The organism is Alcanivorax profundi, assembly GCF_003597125.1.
In the GTDB taxonomy this organism is placed as follows: Bacteria; Pseudomonadota; Gammaproteobacteria; order Pseudomonadales; family Alcanivoracaceae; genus Alcanivorax; species Alcanivorax profundi.
Window position 1 is genome coordinate 53,747 of record NZ_QYYA01000001.1, and the last position, 20,389, is coordinate 74,135.

The window sequence follows — 20,389 nt, forward strand, 5'->3', positions numbered from 1 at the left end:
TGAACTGGCACACAGGCCCATGTTGGCTCAGTGCAGGTCCGCCGTATTGGGCCGGAAACTTGTGATCCGGGGGCGGTGGCGCTTTAATAGCCCACCAGCAAGCCCAATGAAGGGCGCCAGCCACAGACATCAGGACGCAGGAATACAGGGTGAGTGCCTCAAAACGCTACCAGGTCTTTATCAGTGCTACCTACCCCGATATGCAGGCGGCCAGGCAGGCATTGATGTTGCCCATGATTGAGCACGGCATGATTCCGACCGGGCTCGATAGTGCGGCGGCCGATGGCAACACCTTGCTGCCGGTGATCCAGAAACTGATCGAGACCAGCGATTACTTCATTCTGGTGGTGGGCGGTCGTTATGGACACTTGTCACCCATGGGCCTCAGCGAGATTCATCGCGAATACATTTTTGCGGCCACAAAGCGTAAACCGGTAGTCGCCTTTATCCACGACAACCCGGACTTGCTTGATGCGGACCAGCGTGAAGCAACCCGCGATGGTCAGGTGCGCCGTGATGACTTTGTCCGTCTGCTGGAAGAAAAGGTCCCCAGTTTCCGCTGGACCACCGAAGCCGGGTTGGCCGAGCTGGCTCACAAAGTGATTCCCAACCTGATGCGGGAGCATCGTACACCCGGCTGGGTGCGAGCGGATCAGCCCGGACTTGGCGGCGGGGCAGAAGCCGAGTCGCTGAAAGCGCGGATCAGTGAGCTGGAGAAAGAACGGGAAGAGTCTCTGGCTCAATCTCGCCCGGCGCTCAAGACACTGGCCCGAGGCGGTGACCAGGTGGCGCTGGACTACTCCTGTAATGTGTATGAAGGCGGTGATTGCAAGCTGGCCATGGTCACCACCCGGATCAGCTGGGATCAGGCGTTTTCCTGTGTGGCACCCCTGATGCTGAACCCTGCCTCTGAGCCTGTGATGCAGAAGGCTCTCGAAGATTTCATCGTGCGCAAGGCGCTTGCCGATGTGCAGACGGATTTCCCTCGCGCCCATGCTGTGCGCAACGTGGTACTCGCCGCCCACTCTTTTAATCAACTCAAGATCCACCTGCGCGCCCTGGGGCTCATCAGCAAAGCCCAGGAAACCGACAACCGAGGCCTGCCTCTATGGCAATTGACCGCCCATGGCGACAATACGATGAGTCAGGTGATGGCGGTCAAGCGTAGCGTCAAACTGTAGTTAACAGTTAACAGTTAACAGTTAACAGTTAACAGCGTACCTGACGCTTCCATCCTTCAAACGCAAGAGGCCGCGTCCAGCAGTTGGACGCGGCCTCTTGCGTTGCAAACAGCACGGGCATAGCCCGCGCGCTGTTCACTATTCATTGTTAACTGTTCACTTCCCCAACTTCGCCTTCACGAACGCAACCACCTCATCCGCTGCCACATCGGTATTCTCCGCATCCCCACGGCCCTTGTATTCCAGTACGCCATTGTCCATGCCGCGTTCAGCGATAACGATGCGGTGGGGGATGCCGAGCAGTTCAGTGTCGGCCAGCTTGACGCCCAGACGCTCTTTTTCGCGGTCGTCAAACAGGACTTCAATCCCGGCGGCGCTGAGTTCGCGATACAGCTGCTCGGCCAGTTCACGTTCGCGGGGGCTCTTCTTGATGTTCACTGGCACCAGGGCAACCTGGAACGGGGCGATGGCCTCCGGCCAGATAATGCCGCGGTCGTCGTGGTTCTGCTCGATGGCCGCTGCCACTACCCGGGTGACCCCGATGCCATAGCAGCCCATGGGCATGATCACCGACTTGCCGTTTTCGTCGAGCACTTTGGCGCCCAGCGCTTCCGAGTACTTGGTGCCGAGCTGGAAGATGTGGCCCACTTCGATCCCGCGCTTGATGGTCAGTGATCCTTTGCCATCCGGGCTGGGATCCCCTTCGACCACCTTGCGCAGATCGGCCACTTCCGGCAGCGCCACGTCGCGCTCCCAGTTGATGTTGAAGAAATGTTGGCCGTCTTCGTTGGCGCCGGCGCCGAAGTCACTCATTACCGCGACGCTACGGTCAGCAATTGCCTTGAGGGGCAGGTTGACGGGACCGAGTGAGCCAGGGCCGGCACCGATGGCCTTGCGGATGTCGTCTTCGCTGGCGAATTCCAGCGGCGAGGCAACAGCATCCAGCTTTTCTGCCTTGATATCGTTCAGTTCGTGATCGCCACGCACCAGCAGCGCCACCAGGGTGCCTTCTTCGGCGCCCTTGACGACCAGAGTCTTGATGGTCTTCTCGATGGCCAGATCAAACTGCTGTACCAGGTCGTCAATGGTCTTGGCGTTGGGGGTATCGACCTTTTCCATGGCCGCGCCGGGGGCGGCCCGCTCGGTGGCGGGGGCCAGGGCTTCGGCCAGTTCCACGTTGGCGGCGAAATCGGAGCTGTCGGAGAACGCAATGTCGTCCTCGCCGGACTCTGCCAACACATGGAATTCATGGCTGGCGGCGCCCCCGATGGCGCCGGTGTCGGCTTCTACAGGACGGTAATCCAGACCCAGACGGTCAAAAATGGCGCAGTAGGCCCGGTGCATGATCTGGTAGGTCTCAGCCAGGGAATCCATATCGGTGTGGAAGGAGTAGGCGTCTTTCATGATGAATTCCCGCGAGCGCATGATGCCGAAGCGGGGACGAATCTCATCGCGGAACTTGGTCTGGATCTGATAGAAGTTGGCCGGCAACTGCTTGTAGCTGTGAATCTCGTTGCGGACCATGTCGGTAATCACTTCCTCATGGGTGGGGCCCAGGCAGAAAGGATTGTCGTGCCGGTCGGTGATGCGCAGCAGCTCGGGGCCGTAGGCCGGCGCCCGCCCGGACTCTTCCCACAGGTCCATGGGCTGCACCACGGGCATCAACACTTCCTGGGCACCCGCCTTGTCCATTTCCTCGCGGACGATCTGTTCCACCTTGCGCAGTACCCGCAGCCCGCTGGGCAGCCAGGTGTAAAGGCCTGAGGCCAGCTTGCGCACCAGACCGGCACGCAGCATCAGCTGATGGCTGATGACGACGGCATCAGAGGGAGTTTCCTTGACGGTGGCGAGCAGGTATTGGGAGGTGCGCATAGGATGTCTTTGTTCTGTGGTTTCAAGAGGGCACCATTCTATGAAAGAAGGGCTGCCGTCACCAGATGTGTGTCGCAATCGGAGCTGGGTTTGCCGGACGGGTTTGACTACGCTTGGGGTTTTGCTCAATGGGAGAGTTCGAATGTTGAATGCGGAACAGGTGCAGGCGGTGATTTACGAAGGGTTGCCTGCGGCCTCGGAAGAAGGGCTGGTGGTGGAGTCCATTGGTGATCGGCGGGCGCGGGTGCGCAGCCCGTTTCGACCTTCTGCCCTGCGCCCCGGTGGCACGCTTTCCGGTCCTACCATGATGGGGCTGGCGGATGCGGCCATGTATGCTGCGGTGCTCGGTGCGTTGGGACGGGTGGAGATGGCGGTGACCCAGAATCTCAATATCAATTTCCTGTCTCGCCCGGCCCAGAAAGACTTGATAGCGGAGGCAGTGATCCTGCGATTGGGGCGCCGTTCGGCGGTGCTGGAAGTGCAGCTGTTCAGCGAAGGTGGCGATGATATGGTGGCTCACGTTACCGGGACCTACGCGCTGCCACAGTGAGCGACAAGCGATCGTGCCTCAGTCTGGGGAAATCAGGGGCAAGCGGGTAGGCTGCCTAGCGCAGTTCCTTCTCCCAAATAATATCCAGGCTGTTTGCCTCCGTACTGGAACGGGCTTCCAGGTGCAGGCTACGGGTCAGGGTATAGCGCAGCATGACCGTGGACACTGCATCAAAGAGGCCTATGGCATAGGTCAGATAGAGCCGGTCTGAGAGCTGTTTTCCCAGCATCAGGGAGGCATCGTCGGTTTCCCAGTCGCTGCCAACACTGATGTCATCCACGCCGATCTTGTCGCCAATCTTTTCTGTGACGCCGCTGCCTTTTTCCAGTCCGTAAAGCGCAAGGGCTTGAGCGATGCGGTTGGCGTCGCTGTTGGAGCCACTTTCCAGTGGCCGGCCGGTGAGCAGGTAGGACATTACCTGGCTTTGTTCCATGCCGGGGTCGGAGAACAGGCTGGCTTCTGGTTCTTGCAAGGTGCCGCCCAATTGCACCCCGACGGTGATCGCCTCGCTCGGTACCTTACGGATTGCGCGGATATCCAGCCCGGGGTTATCCGGTGCACCCTGGAAAATCAGCCGGCCATCACTGATCGCCAGATTCTGGCCGTAGGCCCGGTAGCGGCCTTCACGAACGACAAGCTCTCCGTTCAGCTGAGGAGGGCGTTGAGGTTTCTGCTCAATCGTCAGCGTGCCTCCCAGGGTGGCATCAAGACCGAATCCCTTGAAGTACACCTGGTCGCCCAATGTCACGGTGACATTCAGAGAGAGGGGCAGGCTGCCGTTGTCTTCGCCTTGCTGATGTACCAGCACCTGGTCACGGCTCACGGTGATGGCATTCTCTGGCAGTTCCACCGGGTGGATGTCCGCCTCCGGGATGATCAGGCTGCCGGTCAGTGCCAGTGCTTCAAGGTTGCCCTGTAACTGTAGATCGGGACTGAGAAGAACGCGGGCATCGGGTCGGTTGGCCACCAGCAGGTTCTGGCCGCTAACCGTGAGGGACAGCGACAGGGGCCAGGGGTGCGGTTGGATACTGCCAGACAAGGTGGCCTTGCCGTCGCCCATGATGGCCTGACCATTGACAGCGATGTCTCCGTCAGGGGAGCCCGATAGCACTAGTGTGACATCACTGATGGCGGTGCCCAGCGCAGGCACCAGCGCCTGACCGTTCAGGAGTTGTATCTGGCCATCTATGTGCGGGGCGCGCAGGCTCCCGGCGAGCTCAACATCGGCCCGCAGAGTGCCTTCGATATCGCGCAGGTCGGCGGTGAACAATTCGATAATGCCCAGCGAGTGGAGCATCAGATTTATGTCGCCTTGCACAGGGGAGTCAGCTTGCAGGCCGTGGCGCAAGGTCGCTCTGGCCTCGCCCAGGCTCGATGCCAGTTGCAGTTGACTGTCGAGTTGCCGGTTTTTTAGCTGGCTGTGTACTGACAGGGTATGGATGTCCAGGGGAGGAGGCGCATCCTGCGCATTCACACTGATGCTTGCCCCCTGTGTTTGCGCGTGCAGCTCACCTTGGGGGTTATCGATGCTGCCCTCGATGGCGACCGTTGCCTCGAGACGGCCTTCCAAAGTGAAGTCCGGACCGGTCAGGGGGGACAGCAGGGACAGGGGGAGCGATTGGACAGAGCCTTGTACCTGTATGTGGTTATCCGCCTGATAGGTACCTTGCACACACAGGGCGCTGTCGTCCTGGCGAAGGCAGAACGGCGCCAGTGACTGGTTCTCGGCTGACAGGGTCAGGGCGCTGGTCTGTTGTTGCTGCCATTGGCCCAGTGCTTCGTGGACGATCCGGCTTTGTGTGACGTCACCTTGCCAGCGCAGGGTGGTGTCCAGTGCACCGTTGAGATGGGTTTCAAGGGTAAGACTCTGTTGCGTGGCGCTGACGGTCAGTTGGTGCTGTTGCCGAGTGCCGGCCAGGGTCAGGTCTAGCGTTTCCAGTCGCTGTTGGTGATCTTGCTGGATCTGATTGGCATTGAGGGTCAGCTGCTGGGGTTGTGAGCCGAGTCCCAGATCCTGAAAGCGGGCGGTGAGGGTGCCCAGGGACCATTGTTGCCAGCCGGTTTGTTGGCCATTTAGCTGTCCACTGGCTCGTGGGCTGTTCAGTTCACCGCGCAGGGCGATCTGCCCAGACAGGTTACCGTCCAGGTCCGGGTGTATCTGGTTGAGGCGCTGCAGCTTCAGTGTGCTGTCGATCTGCCAATCGGGCAGAAGGTTGCCTTTCAGGTGGGCTTGGTTATCGCCAAAGCGGGCTGCGGCCGTCAGGGCCAGCCGTTGTCGTTGGCTGTAGAGTTCCGCCTGCACAGAGAGCGGTTGCCGTCGCAGTTGCCCGTTTACCTTGAGATGGCTGGGGGACAGCACCCACTCATTGTTGTCGTAACGGCCCTTGCTGTTGCCATTAATAGTAAGTTGTCCGGGTAGCTCGGGGGACAGAATTTCCGGATTCAGGTTGCCCTGTAGGTTCACGTCCCAGCGCAGGGGGCCATAAAGCAGTTGACCATTGGCCTGAAGAGTCTGCTTGCCTTGCGTGAGGGTCAGGTTTTCCAGTGACAGACCGTCATCAATCCGTGAGCCGGTCATGTTGATGGCCACGGCCAGCTTGTCCCGGATTAGCCCGGTTTTTGCGTCGAGCTGCAGGGTGTCGAGAAGACCTCGGGTGTAGAGGGTTCCCTCGGTGAGTGTTAGTACAGGTGTTTGGTTCAGCGGCAGCGGTTGGGCCGGCCATTGGTGCAATAGTGCCAGCCGTGGTTGGTCTTGCTGCCATTCGATGGTGCCTTCACTTTTCACGGTGACGGGATGTTGCAATTGATGGTTGATCTGCAGTGTGTCGATAGGACCTTTTACTTGCAGTTGGCCGCTGGCCTGCTGGGCTGTCAGGGTCTCAGAAGGCGGGAGTGGCAGTGTCCAGTCGACGTTGGCGTCAACAGTGATTGGGCCGGTCAAGGAACCCTGGCCAGACACAGTGAGACGGGTATCGGCGACGGTGGTGGTGTTCAGGTGTGCGATCTGAAACCGCCGCCAGGCTACCAGTCGACGGCCATGTACATCGCCAACAATTCGGGTGTTGTTGAGCCGTATTTCCTTGGCATCCAGGGTTTCAATACGCACACCAAACGGCAGGGATAGGCTGTCTGGCAACGTTATTGACGGGGCTGTATCAGAAGGTTCGCTCGCCTCTGTGCTGATCAGTAACGACCCAAGTCTCAGATACTCCAGATCCAGCCAGCCCTGTGTGAGACTGCGTGGAATTAGGGCCACACGCCCCTGGTCCAGCTGAATATTCAGCGTGCCGTTGCGGTAATGAAGCCCTTCTAGAGCTACCGAGTCGAGCAGATTTCCTTCCCAGTGCTCCAGGGTGAGTTCGCCTGGAATCCACTGCCTGGCTTGCTCAAACAGCCATTGGTTTCCTGTACTGGTGCCCAGCAACAGCCAGAGTATTGTGGCCAGCACCAATAGCAATAACAGCAGTGACCGGAGCAGGAACTGCAGGCTTCGTGCTATCACAAGTCAGGCCCCATGCTCAGATGTATCCGCCAATCACGGTGTTCATCAATGGCTCGGGCAATATCCAGCCGGATGGGGCCAAGCGGAGAGCGCCAGCGAACCCCCAGCCCGGCACTGTGGCGGGGTTCGAACTCATTGATCGTATTAAAGGCGTTGCCGGCATCGGTAAAGGCGGCAAGATGCCAGCGTTCGGTAATGGGGTGATCTACTTCCAGTGAACCTGTGGCGAGATGGCGACCACCAATCACGTCGCCACTTTCGTCCTCGGGCCCCAGCGATTCGTAAGCGAAGCCTCGCACGCTGGAATCGCCACCGGCAAAGAAACGGATGGAGGCGGGCAACTCGGTGACGTCGGTAACTTCGGTGTACCCCAGCTCACCGCGGATCAGTACTCTGCCTCCGGCAAAGGGGAATAGCAGTTTTCCGCTGGGCGCGAATTGCATGAAGGATGCCGTGGAGGACAGCCCCTCGTGGGCAAAGCGGATTTTGCCATTGAGGCGCCAGCCAAAGGTGGGATAGATCGGGTCATTGGCTTTAATCCGGCTAAGCTGGTAGCCCGGAATCAGCAGTTCGGCCTGGTCCACTTCATCCGCGACTTGCCAGGTTTCGCGCAGGTACTCCAGAGAGACTGTGCTGACCCACTTGTTGTCCAGTTCGCGGATATAGTCCGCGCCCGTGCTCCAGCGTTCGTTGGCGTTGCTGTCGGTATCTTCGTTGACATAACTGGTATGTAGATCAAGGCGCTCACGCAGAGGGTCGCTGAGTGGGATCTGATAGCTGGCCCCGGCCCCCTGCTGGACTTCTGAGAGTTCAGTTTCAGCACGGAAACGGTGGCCGAACCGGTTCACTCGACGGTTTTCTATCCCAAGCCGGACTCTTGGTCCCGTGTCGGTGCTGAATCCCAGGCCGGTCAGCAATGACCAGCGGTTATTGTCGGTGACATTGATGCTGATTGGGATACGATGCGTTTCCTGGTCGGGTTGGCCTTTCTCGATCCGTGCAGCACTGAAGTATCCGGCACCCAGTAAGCCTTGCTGGGTTTGCAGGACTTGTTTGCTATCGTACGGGCTGCCTTCCTGGAAACGCACATAGGCACGGACCAGGTCGTCGTTCAGGCTACTGCCGGTCAAGGTCACTTCACCAAAGCGATAGCGGGGGCCACTGTGCACCTCAAGTTCAATGTAGGCATGGCGCGATTGGGTGTCGACCTTCAAGATGTTTCGGGTGAGGCGTCCTTCCAGATAGCCACGGTTGATGAGGTTCTGCTGCAACGCTTTTTTTAGCCTGGTGTACTGCTCATGTTCAAGTCGTTCATCCAAGCGTAACCGGCTCTGTTCGATCAGTTGCTGGAAGGCGGGGTCTGCAGCAGCTTCTCCACTGATGCGAATGTCTGCCCGCTTGAGAATGACAGGCGGACCTGTCTGAACATCAAGGGTGGCGTGTGTGCAGCTGTCACTCTGCACATCGGCGCTCAAGGCAAGGGTGCTATCGTAGTAACCCATGGCTTGTAGCGCTTCGGTGGCGTTGCCAAGGACCTGACGGCGAATCAATCCGTACTGGGCGGGAGGAGGCTGGCAGGGATAGCGGGACAGGTCGATCAGGGCGCGAATGTTATCGATCACGGGCTTGTCGGCATTGCCGGTAATATGCAAAACCGGCTCTCCCCGGGCTGCCAATACGGCCAGCGGGAGGCATAGCAACACCATGGCTGTCCAGCCTGGCACCAGCGCACGCTTCAATCGAATATCCCTGTCAGTCATTGGCAGACAGTGTAAGCGAAGCGGGCTGGGACGAGAACGGTTTGTCTGCGATCTGTTTGCGGTCTAGCGCGCCTTACTCTTCTGGTTCGGCGTCTCTCTGCTGACCTTTCTCCCGTTGGTATTCGCTGGCGCTGGGGCGTTTTTTAAGGCGTCGCTGGAGGGTGCGGCGATGAATACCCAGTGCGTCGGCGGCACGGGAAATATTGCCGTCGTGGGCCTCCAGGGTACGCTGAATATGCTCCCACTCGAGGCGCTGCAGTGACGGGGGCGTTTGCGGCAGTGCGGGTGACAGGCTGGCAGGGTCGGCGGCGAGGGCGTCGAGGATATCCGCGGGGGTTGCCGGTTTGGTCAGGTAATTGTGTGCGCCTCGATGGGTGGCTGCCACAGCGGCGGCGATGCTGCCATAGCCGGTGAGTAACAAGACGCGGCATTGTGGGAAACGTTCGAGGATTGGGGAGATCAGATCCAGGCCATTGTCTGGACCCAGATTCTGATCCAGGACAGCGGCATCAAGCCGGGCCAGCTGTTGAAGCTGCACGAGTGTGGTGCCTGCGTCATGGGTGACGGTGACATGCACGCCGTGTCGACTGAGTGCCTGGCGGGTCTGTTCGGCGAGCAACTCGTCATCTTCTACCAGCAGCAAGTGAGTCATTCTCTGTTCTCCTGGCGGGCGCGGGGCCAACGAATGCGCGCCTGTGTCCATTGTGCGCCAAACTCCAGGTCCAGGCTGGCCCCCATCTGCTCCAGTGTGGTAGTCACCAGGATCATTCCCATGCCCAGCCCTTCGCGTTCCGAGTCCTGATGGGCTGGGCCATCATCGCTGATCTGTAGACCGTGAGACTGCTCGTCGCCAAAGCTGCTGATAATCCAGCGGCTGGCGCCGGCATCCATGGCGTTATAGCCCAGATTGCTGAGCACCCGAAACCAGCCCTCGGCGTTTGCCAGAAGCGGATCTTCCTGCAGATCCATTTCCAGTGTCAGGGTGGGGGCAAGATGGCGTAGATGCTGTCGCAGGTGTTCCAGCAGAGCACTCAATGGCTGGTTGGCAAGGGTGTGTTCGCCACTGCCGCGCTTGAGTCTGCTGGCCACTTGGCGGGCCAGTTGCTCCATTTGCTGAACCTCCTGGTGGAGACTGTCTGGAAGTGCCGGGGAATGACGCAGGTTGTCGGCCAGCATGACCAGGGTTCCAAGCGGTGTGTTCAGTTCATGGGCTTGATCTGCCAGTGTTGCGGCAATCTGGTACATGTGTTCCCGTCGGCCTGCCAGATCGAGCGCTTGTTCCTGTTGACGCTGTTGGTCCTGCATCAACCGTTGAATCACTTGTCCCAGCAGGGTCAGCATCACCAGCATGGCAATAAAAATAGCTGCCATGCCGACACCATGAAGCCCGCTGAGTTGATGGCTCAAGGCATGCAATGGGGTATCGCTGGCGGGCATGTGATACCAGTTCATGGTGACCAGATAGCCAGCCAGAGCCAGTGATGCCACGGTCAGGGCTCCGCGAAGAGGTAAAGTCAGGGACGCGAGCAGTGCAGGGACCAGCAGGTAAAACGCGAGAGGGTTACCTGCCCCGCCGAAATTCTGTATTAGCCCGGCGAATAACAGGGTGTCCAGGGCCAGTTCCAGGGTAAGAAGAGCGCCATGATGGCGGGGCAGCAGCCGCCAGGTGCAAAGGGTTACCAGACTCGGCAGCAGCAAGGCGGCCAACCAACCCAATTCGGGAATGTGATAGCCACTATGCCCCAGACTTTGTAGCAAAATCAGGGCAAGGGTAATGGCCAGCACCAGCAGGCTGCGCAGCCAGATCAGGCGCAGTCGCCAGTTCAGCAATGGGGGACGGTTAGTCATGGCGCTATTGTAGAGGTAAATACCCGCAAAGGGATGTGGCAGTTTGCCTCGCTGGATGGGTGCCTGCGTCAAGGGGGACGAGGACCTTCTGCTGGTAAAAGGAAGATATTCAACCAGGCTGTACTGCTTTCACTGGCAGGTAGGGGCCTCAGGGCTTGAGCATTGCGCCTTCCAGCAACTGGGCGGCAAAGGGCGGCAGTTTAGGGTGCTGATGATGCGTTGCCTGATGCAACCGAAAGCCGGCTTGTCGCAGCGTTGCCGAGGTATCCCGGGTAAGCTGGCAGCCACAGGCAAGATGCTTCCACGCGGGGTTCATGGCCCCTTGCAGGCGTTGGACCCAGCGCTTTTCGTTGCGGACGTGTTCCAGAGTCAGCAGGGTGCCGCCCGGTTTGAGTACCCGGAAGGCTTCGCGGGCGGCAGTATCCGGGTCCGGTATTGTGCAGAACACCAGGCAGGCGATGACGCTGTCAAAGCTGTTGTCGTCGTAGGGCAGTTGCTCTGCGCCAGCGACCCGAAGGTGAAAGCGTTCAGGTTGATTGCACTGGCGCGCGGTATCAGCCGCCAGTTCCAGCAGGGCCTCGGCGGGTTCAATGCCGTGTATTTCGCTTGCGAGATCGGAGTAGAGCGGGAAATTGGCGCCGGTGCCGACGCCCAGTTCCAGCACCTTGCCACGGGCCTGGCGAATCAGGTGCTGGCGGTTCCGGTACAGTGGACGGGTGGCCCAGTCCAGCAGTACCGGGAAGACCTTGTCTTCATAAACGGACATTAATTACGTTCCGGAAGCACATAGTTTTCCGGGTTATTGAGCATATCCATTGTCAGCGGTTCACTGAGTACGCTGGTCAGGTTTCGGTCCGTTTTCTTGCTGAACTTGCGGCGCAGTTTTTCGAACTTGCGGAAGCTGCGGAAGTTCAGCGCATACAGGCGAACTTCCTGCAAACGCTTGTAAGAGTACATCACATCCAGAGCATCCATGGAGAACTCAGGGCGGATTTTCATGGCTTTTTCGAGATAGCTGATCGCTTCATTAAGGTCACGTTTGCGGTTCATGTAGATCAGCGCGTTGGCGTACTCATAATTGACGATCGGGATATCCGGAGCCAGTCGAAGGGCGTCGGAAAAAGACTCTTCAACGGTGGTGGTTCGGGCGCCATAGGTCATGCGACCGGTGAACTTGCCTACCCTGCGCATGATGCCAGCATCCACCCCGGCCCGGAATGCATGAGCCAGAGGCTGTTCAGGCATGATCTCGACAATTTCTTCAGCGCTATTCTTGATTTTGCCAATGTAGCGGCGGGCCACCACGATCGGAACCGGGGACTCTTCGGCGATCCGTGCAATGGCATAGGCGTAACCCAGCTTGACCGAGGCAACAATGGGAGCGACCTCAGGGTCATTTTCTGCTTCGGCCATCACGTCAAAATAGATTTCCGCTCGGTTAGCGACGTCTTGCAGCATCATATACTTGATGCTTTGCCGGTCGGTCAGATAGATGGCGTACATGAGCTGTGAGAACAGCGCTGGGATTTCGCCCATCGGGCCGAGTTTCAGCCCTTCTTCCCGGGCCTTCTGAAAATCACCGGCAAAGAACAGACGCCATACTTGCAGACTGCGGGTTTCCAGAACCTGGTAGTCCCCGTTCCAGTCTACAATCCCATCTTTCATGAAGGGGTATTTCTCGAAGTTCTTCTTCATGTAGGCGGCAGACGGATAGGGCACTTTCAGGCCCCGCATCAGGTGCGTCCACTTCTCGCGAATCTGCTCGTCTGTGTAGGTAAAGAAGCTCTTTTTGTAGGGGACTTCGTTCCATTTTTCGAGAAAGATGCGTTCGTCCACCGGGATTTCCTGCATTTGCAGTTCTTCCGGTGTCACTTCATCCATTTCATCGTCGGAATCGTCGTCACGGGCGGCATGGGCTTGCAGACTGATAGCACAAAGCACAATCAGGCACAGGCTGCGCCAGAAGGGTTGGGAAGTAGCTGCCATGAGTAGTACGGCTCTTGTTGTTGTTGTTTATTGGGCGAAAGGTATATCGCTGGGCCCCTATTACCTAACAATGCCATGGGGCGGGGCGGTGAACAAGTTCTACCCGGTATGTATTCCAGTTGGGTTTTGTATCTGGGGGGGGGGCCACCCGGGGGGCCGGGTGGCGGATGCTAAATCAGGCTGTGCCGCCCGCCTTGCGGAGAACGTCGGCATAGTCTTCACAGCGGGGGTGTTGGGAAATGACAGTCAAGAGGGTGCGGTTTTCCGGATCCCGGCTGTTGATATCACGGCCTTGTGCCTGGAAGAAAGCAATGAAACGCTCGAAATCTTCAACCCGCAGGGCCCGGTAGGCCTTTTCCAGTACGTGAAAATCAGGGTTTACCCCCTCTTCAGCAGGAAAATCGAGAAATACCTTGATCTGTTCATCGGTCATCGGCTCGCCGATGATCTTCTTCTTGTCTTTACGTTCTGCCATTGCAGGCTCCTTGGAATCCGCTCACGGGAAAGGCTGATGAAGGGCGGAGGCGCATGAGCGCAACGTCGGCACCCTGTCCGGTTGGGGGCGCATTATAGAGGGTGGAGATTGCCTTGGGCCAGTGCAGCCGCAGAGCGAGGGGAGCGAAGGGAAGATGCCGCCGGGCAGAGCCCGGCGGCGGGCCATCAGGAGGCCATGTCTTTCAGTTTCTTCAGCGGACGGATCTTGACCATGGTACGGGCCGGCTTGGCCGCGAAGGTGGTCTCTTCGCCAGTGAAGGGGTTGATGCCCTTGCGAGCCTTGGTAGCGGGCTTCTTCTGGGTCACGATTTTCATCAGGCCCGGCAGGGTGAACTGGCCGGCGCCACGCTTTTTGATGTGTCCTTCGATGATCACGCCCAGCTCATCAAACACGGCATTGACGTCTTTCTTGGTCAGGCCGGTGGTGTCGGCGATCTGGTTAACGATCTGGGTTTTGTTCATCGGTTCGGTGACAGTCTTTACTTTGCGCGCAGCAGTGGTGCTGGCGGCTTTGGCAGCGGTTTTCTTCTTTGCAGCCATGGATAGCTTACCCCTTTTTGGTGTCTTCCTGAGTTGTGATGATGCCTTCTGGTTGGGCACCGGTGATGCTTCCCTGATCAGGTTCGCCCCTGGACTGCGTGCTGGAAGCGGTGCGGTGAGCAGCACACGACTTTGCCAACTCAGAGGGTCACTGATGTGGTTCGCATCTTTTATAAGTCAGGAAAATCCAGTTCACAAGCGCTGAAACCACTATTTTTCGCGGGTTTCAGCAAAATTTTACGGCTTGAGAGGCGGTTTGGTGTGCATTGCGCCGGCGGCATGGCTCGCAGCGGGTGGAATCGCTATACTGTGGCGCCTTTTTTCTATGACCCGGTGCCGGGGCTGCAGACAGGTTGTCTGGCTGCGGGTCGTACACTCAGAAATACGAACGGACAGAGAGCATGCGTAGCCATTATTGCGGTGATTTAAGAGCGTCCCACGACGGAGAAACTGTTGAGCTGTGCGGTTGGGTACACCGCCGTCGTGACCATGGCGGGGTGATCTTCCTCGACCTGCGTGACCGTGATGGCCTGGTGCAGGTGGTGTTCGACCCGGACACCGTGGACGCCTTCGCACTGGCCGACAAGGTACGCAGCGAATACGTGGTGAAAGTGACTGGCCGGGTGCGTATGCGTGATGAAGCCGTGCGTAACAGCAAGATGGCCACCGGGGATATCGAGGTGCTGGGCAAGGCCCTGACGATCCTTAACGAAGCGGCCACCCCGCCGTTCGAGCTGGATGAGCACGGTGGTGCCGGTGAGGAAGTGCGGCTCAAGTATCGCTACATGGACCTGCGTCGCCCCGAGCAGCTGCGTAACTTCCAGTTCCGCTCGCGCCTGACTCACGCGGTCCGCGCTTTCCTGGAAGGCCAGGGCTTCATGGATGTGGAAACCCCGATCCTGACCCGTGCGACCCCGGAAGGGGCCCGTGATTATCTGGTGCCCAGCCGGACCCATGCCGGCAGCTTCTTTGCGCTGCCGCAATCGCCCCAGCTGTTCAAGCAGTTGCTGATGGTGGCCGGTTTCGATCGTTACTACCAGATTGCCAAGTGTTTCCGGGATGAAGACCTGCGTGCTGACCGTCAGCCGGAATTCACCCAGATCGACCTGGAAGCCTCTTTTGTTGAAGAAGAGGACATCATGGGGATCACCGAAACCATGGTGCGCAGCCTGTTCAAGGAGTTGCTGCAGGTCGAGCTGCCGGACTTCCCGCGCATGCCGTTCTCTGAAGCGATGCGCCGCTTTGGCTCCGACAAGCCAGACCTGCGTATTCCGCTGGAGCTGATCGACATTGCCGATTTGCTGGCCGGTGTGGATTTCAAAGTGTTCTCCGGTCCGGCCAACGACCCCAAAGGGCGTGTGGCAGCCATGAAAGTCCCGGGCGGTTGCAGCCTGTCCCGCAAGGATATCGACGGCTACACCAAGTACGTCAGCATCTACGGCGCCAAGGGGCTCGCCTACATCAAGGTCAATGATCTTGCCGCTGGCGCGGAAGGCCTGCAGTCCCCGATCCTCAAGTTCCTCACCGATGAGGCCATTCAGGGCATTCTCGAGCGCACCGGCGCCGAGACGGGCGACCTGATCTTCTTCGGGGCAGACAAGGCGAAGATCGTGAATGAGGCGCTGGGCGCCCTGCGGGTCAAGGTAGGTCACGACCTGAATCTGGTGGAAGGCGAGTGGGCCCCGCTGTGGGTGGTGGACTTCCCCATGTTTGAAGAGGAAGACGGCCAGTTCCATGCCCTGCATCATCCGTTCACCATGCCCAGCTGCAGCCCGGAAGAGCTGAAGAGCAATCCGGAAGGCGCCTTGTCCCGTGCCTACGACATGGTCCTCAACGGCACCGAGCTGGGGGGGGGGTCCATCCGTATCCACAACCCGGCCATGCAGCGTGCGGTGTTTGAAGCATTGGGCATCTCTGATGAAGAAGCGGATGAAAAATTCGGCTTCCTGCTGGATGGCCTGAAGTATGGTGCGCCGCCCCATGGCGGTCTGGCGTTCGGTCTGGATCGCATGGTCATGTTGATGACCGGTTGCGATTCCATCCGTGATGTTATTGCTTTCCCGAAAACCCAGACCGCAGCCTGCATGATGACCAATGCCCCGTCCCCGGTGGACAACAAGCAACTGCGGGAAGTGGGCGTACAGGTACGTAAAGAAGAAGACTGAAGTTACGCTGACACGTTCTACGCGGCACGCTGACACGCCCGTGCTGCGTGTTGGGTGACGGCGCGCAAGCGGAGGAAATATGGCAGGACACAGTAAATGGGCCAATATCAAACACCGCAAAGCGGCTCAGGACGCCAAGCGCGGCAAGATTTTTACCAAGCTGATTCGTGAGCTGACCGTCGCCGCCAAGATGGGTGGCGGTGAGCCGGCGGACAACCCGCGGCTGCGGGCCGCCATGGACAAGGCGCTGGGTGCCAACATGACCCGTGACACCATCGACCGTGCCATCAAGCGTGGCGCCGGTGGTGACGACGGCGGCAACATGGACGAAATCACCTATGAAGGCTACGGCAAGGGTGGTGTTGCGGTGTTGGTAGAAACCATGACCGATAACGTGAACCGCACCGTGGCGGAAGTCCGTCATGCCTTCACCAAGTTCGCCGGCAATCTGGGCACCAGTGGTTCTGTGGCTTTCCTGTTCACCAAGCGCGGTGAGATCTACTTCGAGCCGGACAGTGTCGACGAAGAAAGACTCATGGAGGTGGCGCTCGAAGCCGGAGCCGAGGACGTGGAAGAGATCGACGGCGGCGGTTTCCTGGTCATTACCTCGCCGGACAAACAGTTCGGTGAAGTGGTGGATGCCTTGCGTGCGGCAGAGCTGGAGTTTGCCGACGCTGAAGTGACCATGCATGCGTCCACCGAAACCGAAATGGATACGGACACCGCGGAAACGGTCCAGAAGATGATCGACATGCTGGAAGACCTGGACGATGTCCAGAACGTCTACACCAACGCCAGTTGGCCGGCACAAGAAGAATAGCTGCGAGCGATGAGCTTCCAGGAAAAGCAAAACCCCGGATTTATCCGGGGTTTTGTTTTTTGGGGGGAGTAGGGTGGGCTCCCTATGGCTTTGTTGTAGAAGCTTGCCTGGAAGCGACGTGGGCTGGCGTGCTGCGTGAAGCGCCTCTCTGGCTAACTGGACATTTGGACAGTCTTTCGGTACAACTGACGCAGATTTTCTATTTGTGGTCAGACAGTTATGGCATTGATTCTCGGTATCGACCCCGGTTCGCGCCACACCGGCTATGGGCTGGTGGAGCATGTGGGTAATCGGTCCCGGGCGGTGGCGTTTGGCACTATCTCGACTTCCCATAAGGAAATGCCTCCCAGGCTGGGAGAAATCTTTGCCGGCATTGACCAGGTGGTAAAAGAATATGGCCCTGCGGAAGTGAGTATCGAGAAGGTCTTCATGGCCCGCAATGCGGATTCGGCGCTCAAGCTGGGCCAGGCGCGGGGTGCGGCCATTGCGGCAGTGATGCAGGCGTCAATTCCGGTATTTGAATATTCGGCCCGCCAGGTCAAGCAGGCAGTGGTGGGCAAGGGGAGTGCGGAAAAGATTCAGGTCGGGGAGATGGTGCGTCATTTGCTGGGGTTGGATAAACGCCCCCAGGAAGATGCCGCCGATGCATTGGCGATTGCACTGTGTCATGCCCACATGCGTGTCTCGCTGGCGAGAATGGCGGGCGCCACGGCGGTGCGCAACCGCCGTATCCGGTAATTCACTGCACCAACATCAACAACACGGTCATTAAGGATTCAGCATGATTGGACAATTGCGTGGCACCCTGCTGGAAAAGCGCCCTCCGCAGCTGCTGCTGGACGTGAACGGGGTCGGTTATGAAATCGAAGCCCCCATGACCGTGTTTTATGACCTGCCAGAGGTGGGGCAACCGCTGACGCTGCATACCCACTTCGTGGTGCGGGAAGATGCCCAGTTGCTGTATGGCTTTTCCAGCCGTTATGAACGGGAGCTGTTCCGGGCATTGATCAAGGTGAACGGGGTGGGGCCGAAAATGGGGCTGGCGATCCTCTCCGGTATCGAAGCGGACCGGTTGGCTCAGTGTATTCATGATCAGGACAGCACCACGTTGGTGAAGGTGCCCGGTATCGGCAAGAAAACCGCGGAGCGGCTGGTCATCGAAATGAGCGACCGGCTGGACAAGATTGACGGTGCGCCGGCCAATCTGCCCGGCAGAGTCGCCATTAACGCCCCGGATGATGCCCGCAGTGATGCCGTTGCTGCGCTGGAAGCCTTGGGCTATCGCAACAAGGATGCCGCGGCGGCGGTGGGCAAGGTGGCAGAAGAGGGCGCCAGCAGCGAACAACTGATTCGCCTTGCGCTGAAAAGCCTGGCGCGTTGAGGTTCCTTTTTACCAAACGACCGGCAATCCCTCCTTGCACAATTGTGATGATACCAATAGCCGCCGGGTGGCCTGCTGCGTTACGCTAGCTGTTTAAGGGCCTTGCCCACACAACTCATCTGGTTGAGGCGGATCCACCGCGAGCATGGATAACGAACGACTGATTACTGCCGGCAGTGTCGGCAGTCAGGAAGACCAGCAGGATCGGGCGATTCGCCCGGCCAGCCTTGCGGACTACCATGGCCAGGCCAAGGTTCGTGAGCGGATGGAAATCTTCATCGATGCGGCTCGCGGCCGCCAGGAAGCGCTGGATCACACCCTTATCTTCGGTCCGCCCGGTCTGGGCAAGACCACTCTTGCCCATATTATTGCCCGGGAAATGGGCTGCGAGCTCAAATCCACCTCCGGTCCGGTGCTTGAGAAAGCCGGTGATCTGGCGGCCATTCTGACCAATCTGGAGGAAGGCGACGTCCTGTTCGTCGACGAAATTCATCGCCTTTCCCCGGTCGTCGAAGAGATCCTCTATCCGGCGATGGAAGACTACCAGCTGGATATCATGATTGGTGAAGGCCCGGCTGCCCGCTCCATCAAGCTGGATTTGCCTCCTTTTACCCTGGTTGGGGCGACCACCCGTGCCGGGTTGCTGACGGCGCCGCTCCGCGATCGCTTCGGGATTGTTCAGCGACTGGAATTCTATGGTGTGGAGGATCTGGCAGGGATTGTGCAAAGAGCCTGCGAGATTCTGGCGATTCCTATTGATGCGGCGGGGGCACTGGAAGTGGCACGGCGTTCCCGTGGCACGCCGCGGATTGCCAACCGTCTGCTGCGCCGGGTGCGAGACTATGCCCAGGTGAAAGGTGATGGCTGCATTACCGAGGTGATGGCCCAGCGGGCGCTGGATATGCTGGAAGTCGACAGCTGCGGGCTTGATGGTACCGATCGTCGCCTGCTCGACATGATCATGCACAAATTTGATGGCGGCCCGGTCGGCCTGGAATCACTGGCTGCCGCCCTGAATGAGGATGCCGGAACCCTGGAAGAAGTGGTGGAGCCCTATCTGATTCAGCAGGGTTTTATCCAGCGAACCTCCCGGGGCCGCGCTGTTACCAGTCATGCCTGGCGGCATTTCGGCCTGGCGGCCCCCCGTCGCGACGGGGATTTGTTTAATGATTGAAAAAATACAGGAAAACGGGGAATTTACCCTGCCGGTGCGCGTCTACATCGAGGACACTGACGCCGGCGGTATCGTCTATTACGTGAATTATCTGAAGTTCATGGAGCGGGCGCGGACGGAATATTTGCGCACGCTGGGCTATCAACACTATGCCCTCGCCGACGAGAATTTCCAGTTTGTGGTGCATTCGGCCAACGTGCAGTACCGCAAGCCGGCTCGAATCGACGATGCCCTGGAGGTCAGCGCCCGACTGAAAAAGCTGGGCAAGGCGACCCTGTTGTTTGAACAGCAGGTGAGCCGGAATAACGAATTGCTCTGCCAGGCCGATATCAAGGTGGCCTGTGTGGCGGCGGATTCAATGAAGCCGACCGGTATTCCGGCGGCGCTGTATAACAAGTTCAACGCGGCCAACGAAGGAGAAGGGATCAATGGTTGAGGCATCCAGTATGTCCGTGGTCAGTCTGATCAGTAACGCCACGATCGTGGTGCAGCTGGTGATGGCGCTCCTGATTCTGGCGTCGCTGACTTCCTGGTACATGATTGTCGGACGGTACCGGGTGCTGGGGCGTGCTCATAAGGCGGGCCGTGCGTTTGAAGAAAAGTTCTGGTCCAGTGACGATCTCGCATCCCTGTATACCCAGAGCCGCAAAGATCCCAATCCTGACTCCGGTACCGAGGCCATTTTCCGCGCCGGGTTCCAGGAGTTTGTGCGTCTGTCCAAATCCACCAAAGGGGCGGGTGCGGTCATGGATGGCAGCCAGCGCGCCATGCGGGTGGCCTTGCAGCGCGAGCATACCCGTCTTACCAAGCATTTGCCCTTCCTCGCGACAGTGGGGTCAACCAGCCCCTATGTCGGTCTGTTCGGGACCGTGTGGGGCATCATGAATTCCTTTATGGCCCTGGCCAATGTGAAACAGGCGACGCTGAGTGTGGTGGCGCCGGGCATTGCGGAAGCCTTGATTGCGACCGCCATTGGTCTGTTTGCCGCGATTCCTGCTGTCATGGCCTATAACCGCTTTTCCGCCCAGAGCGATGCCTTGCTTACCGAGAACGAGATGTTTGCGGAAGAGTTCTCCTCGGTACTGCACCGCCAGGCTCACGGACGCGAGGCCTAA

The 20,389-nt window shown here is 58.8% G+C and carries 18 protein-coding genes; 9 read left to right on the forward strand and 9 right to left on the reverse strand.

From position 1 onward, the window contains the following. Nucleotides 1–149: 149 nt before the first annotated feature. Complete coding sequence (locus tag D4A39_RS00220) at nt 150–1,181, forward strand: DUF4062 domain-containing protein (protein WP_022983950.1); 1,032 nt, start codon at nt 150–152, stop codon at nt 1,179–1,181. Between the two features lie 156 nt (nt 1,182–1,337). On the opposite strand, the gene D4A39_RS00225 is transcribed toward D4A39_RS00220, so the two are convergent. Continuing rightward, the gene (locus D4A39_RS00225) at nt 1,338–3,053 is read right to left on the reverse strand and encodes a proline--tRNA ligase (RefSeq protein WP_119917295.1); all 1,716 of its coding nucleotides are present in this window, start codon (nt 3,051–3,053) and stop codon (nt 1,338–1,340) included. A 142-nt stretch (nt 3,054–3,195) separates the two neighbouring features. Between D4A39_RS00225 and D4A39_RS00230 the strand changes: the two genes are divergently transcribed. Continuing rightward, on the forward strand, nt 3,196–3,603 hold the full coding sequence (locus D4A39_RS00230) for a PaaI family thioesterase (protein WP_022983948.1): 408 nt from the start codon (nt 3,196–3,198) through the stop codon (nt 3,601–3,603). 55 nt (nt 3,604–3,658) lie between these two features. Here D4A39_RS00230 and D4A39_RS00235 read toward each other — a convergent pair whose 3' ends face one another. From D4A39_RS00235 to D4A39_RS00270, 8 genes are all read right to left on the reverse strand, one after another. Next, on the reverse strand, nt 3,659–7,105 hold the full coding sequence (locus D4A39_RS00235; protein WP_119917296.1) for a translocation/assembly module TamB domain-containing protein: 3,447 nt from the start codon (nt 7,103–7,105) through the stop codon (nt 3,659–3,661). Continuing rightward, complete coding sequence (locus tag D4A39_RS00240) at nt 7,102–8,844, reverse strand: autotransporter assembly complex protein TamA (protein ID WP_022983946.1); 1,743 nt, start codon at nt 8,842–8,844, stop codon at nt 7,102–7,104. The genes D4A39_RS00235 and D4A39_RS00240 overlap by 4 nt, the downstream gene beginning before the upstream one ends. 94 nt (nt 8,845–8,938) lie before the next feature. After that, entirely contained in the window at nt 8,939–9,517 is a 579-nt protein-coding gene (locus D4A39_RS00245) for a response regulator transcription factor (protein WP_022983945.1), read from the reverse strand. Beyond that, complete coding sequence (locus D4A39_RS00250; RefSeq protein WP_022983944.1) at nt 9,514–10,785, reverse strand: ActS/PrrB/RegB family redox-sensitive histidine kinase; 1,272 nt, start codon at nt 10,783–10,785, stop codon at nt 9,514–9,516. Before D4A39_RS00250 ends, D4A39_RS00245 begins: the two co-directional genes overlap by 4 nt. Before the next feature lie 76 nt (nt 10,786–10,861). Continuing rightward, nucleotides 10,862–11,479 (reverse strand): class I SAM-dependent methyltransferase, encoded by a 618-nt coding sequence (locus tag D4A39_RS00255; protein WP_022983943.1) that lies wholly within the window; start codon nt 11,477–11,479, stop codon nt 10,862–10,864. Then, nucleotides 11,479–12,699 carry a hypothetical protein gene (locus D4A39_RS00260; RefSeq protein WP_022983942.1) on the reverse strand — a complete coding sequence of 407 codons (1,221 nt, stop codon included), beginning with the start codon at nt 12,697–12,699 and terminating at the stop codon, nt 11,479–11,481. The genes D4A39_RS00255 and D4A39_RS00260 overlap by 1 nt, the downstream gene beginning before the upstream one ends. A gap of 175 nt (nt 12,700–12,874) precedes the next feature. Then, nucleotides 12,875–13,174, reverse strand: a complete 300-nt coding sequence (locus D4A39_RS00265) for a PA4642 family protein (protein WP_022983941.1) — start codon at nt 13,172–13,174, stop codon at nt 12,875–12,877. Between the two features lie 185 nt (nt 13,175–13,359). Further along, entirely contained in the window at nt 13,360–13,734 is a 375-nt protein-coding gene (locus D4A39_RS00270; protein ID WP_022983940.1) for an HU family DNA-binding protein, read from the reverse strand. A 401-nt stretch (nt 13,735–14,135) separates the two neighbouring features. Here D4A39_RS00270 and aspS point away from each other — a divergent pair, with 401 nt between their 5' ends. From aspS to tolQ, 7 genes are all read left to right on the forward strand, one after another. After that, on the forward strand, nt 14,136–15,899 hold the full coding sequence (gene aspS, locus D4A39_RS00275) for an aspartate--tRNA ligase (RefSeq protein WP_022983939.1): 1,764 nt from the start codon (nt 14,136–14,138) through the stop codon (nt 15,897–15,899). A 79-nt stretch (nt 15,900–15,978) separates the two neighbouring features. Beyond that, nucleotides 15,979–16,719 (forward strand): YebC/PmpR family DNA-binding transcriptional regulator, encoded by a 741-nt coding sequence (locus tag D4A39_RS00280; RefSeq protein WP_022983938.1) that lies wholly within the window; start codon nt 15,979–15,981, stop codon nt 16,717–16,719. Between the two features lie 219 nt (nt 16,720–16,938). Further along, nucleotides 16,939–17,457, forward strand: a complete 519-nt coding sequence (ruvC, locus tag D4A39_RS00285) for a crossover junction endodeoxyribonuclease RuvC (protein WP_022983937.1) — start codon at nt 16,939–16,941, stop codon at nt 17,455–17,457. Nucleotides 17,458–17,500: 43 nt separating this feature from the next. Next, the gene (ruvA, locus tag D4A39_RS00290; RefSeq protein WP_022983936.1) at nt 17,501–18,100 is read left to right on the forward strand and encodes a Holliday junction branch migration protein RuvA; all 600 of its coding nucleotides are present in this window, start codon (nt 17,501–17,503) and stop codon (nt 18,098–18,100) included. Between the two features lie 145 nt (nt 18,101–18,245). Further along, the gene (ruvB, locus tag D4A39_RS00295; protein WP_022983935.1) at nt 18,246–19,274 is read left to right on the forward strand and encodes a Holliday junction branch migration DNA helicase RuvB; all 1,029 of its coding nucleotides are present in this window, start codon (nt 18,246–18,248) and stop codon (nt 19,272–19,274) included. Beyond that, entirely contained in the window at nt 19,267–19,710 is a 444-nt protein-coding gene (gene ybgC, locus D4A39_RS00300; protein WP_022983934.1) for a tol-pal system-associated acyl-CoA thioesterase, read from the forward strand. The genes ruvB and ybgC overlap by 8 nt, the downstream gene beginning before the upstream one ends. Further along, nucleotides 19,703–20,389, forward strand: a complete 687-nt coding sequence (gene tolQ / locus D4A39_RS00305; RefSeq protein WP_022983933.1) for a protein TolQ — start codon at nt 19,703–19,705, stop codon at nt 20,387–20,389. The genes ybgC and tolQ overlap by 8 nt, the downstream gene beginning before the upstream one ends.

Excerpts from the sequence above, each read along its gene's own strand:
- ruvB (WP_022983935.1), top strand. The coding sequence starts at position 18,246 with ATGGATAACGAACGACTGATTACTGCCGGCAGTGTCGGCAGTCAGGAA.
- D4A39_RS00245 (WP_022983945.1), bottom strand. The coding sequence starts at position 9,517 with ATGACTCACTTGCTGCTGGTAGAAGATGACGAGTTGCTCGCCGAACAG.
- D4A39_RS00270 (WP_022983940.1), bottom strand. The coding sequence starts at position 13,734 with ATGGCTGCAAAGAAGAAAACCGCTGCCAAAGCCGCCAGCACCACTGCT.
- D4A39_RS00230 (WP_022983948.1), top strand. The coding sequence starts at position 3,196 with ATGTTGAATGCGGAACAGGTGCAGGCGGTGATTTACGAAGGGTTGCCT.
- ruvC (WP_022983937.1), top strand. The coding sequence starts at position 16,939 with ATGGCATTGATTCTCGGTATCGACCCCGGTTCGCGCCACACCGGCTAT.
- ruvA (WP_022983936.1), top strand. The coding sequence starts at position 17,501 with ATGATTGGACAATTGCGTGGCACCCTGCTGGAAAAGCGCCCTCCGCAG.
- aspS (WP_022983939.1), top strand. The coding sequence starts at position 14,136 with ATGCGTAGCCATTATTGCGGTGATTTAAGAGCGTCCCACGACGGAGAA.
- D4A39_RS00280 (WP_022983938.1), top strand. The coding sequence starts at position 15,979 with ATGGCAGGACACAGTAAATGGGCCAATATCAAACACCGCAAAGCGGCT.
- ybgC (WP_022983934.1), top strand. The coding sequence starts at position 19,267 with ATGATTGAAAAAATACAGGAAAACGGGGAATTTACCCTGCCGGTGCGC.
- D4A39_RS00260 (WP_022983942.1), bottom strand. The coding sequence starts at position 12,699 with ATGGCAGCTACTTCCCAACCCTTCTGGCGCAGCCTGTGCCTGATTGTG.
- D4A39_RS00225 (WP_119917295.1), bottom strand. The coding sequence starts at position 3,053 with ATGCGCACCTCCCAATACCTGCTCGCCACCGTCAAGGAAACTCCCTCT.
- D4A39_RS00265 (WP_022983941.1), bottom strand. The coding sequence starts at position 13,174 with ATGGCAGAACGTAAAGACAAGAAGAAGATCATCGGCGAGCCGATGACC.
- tolQ (WP_022983933.1), top strand. The coding sequence starts at position 19,703 with ATGGTTGAGGCATCCAGTATGTCCGTGGTCAGTCTGATCAGTAACGCC.
- D4A39_RS00255 (WP_022983943.1), bottom strand. The coding sequence starts at position 11,479 with ATGTCCGTTTATGAAGACAAGGTCTTCCCGGTACTGCTGGACTGGGCC.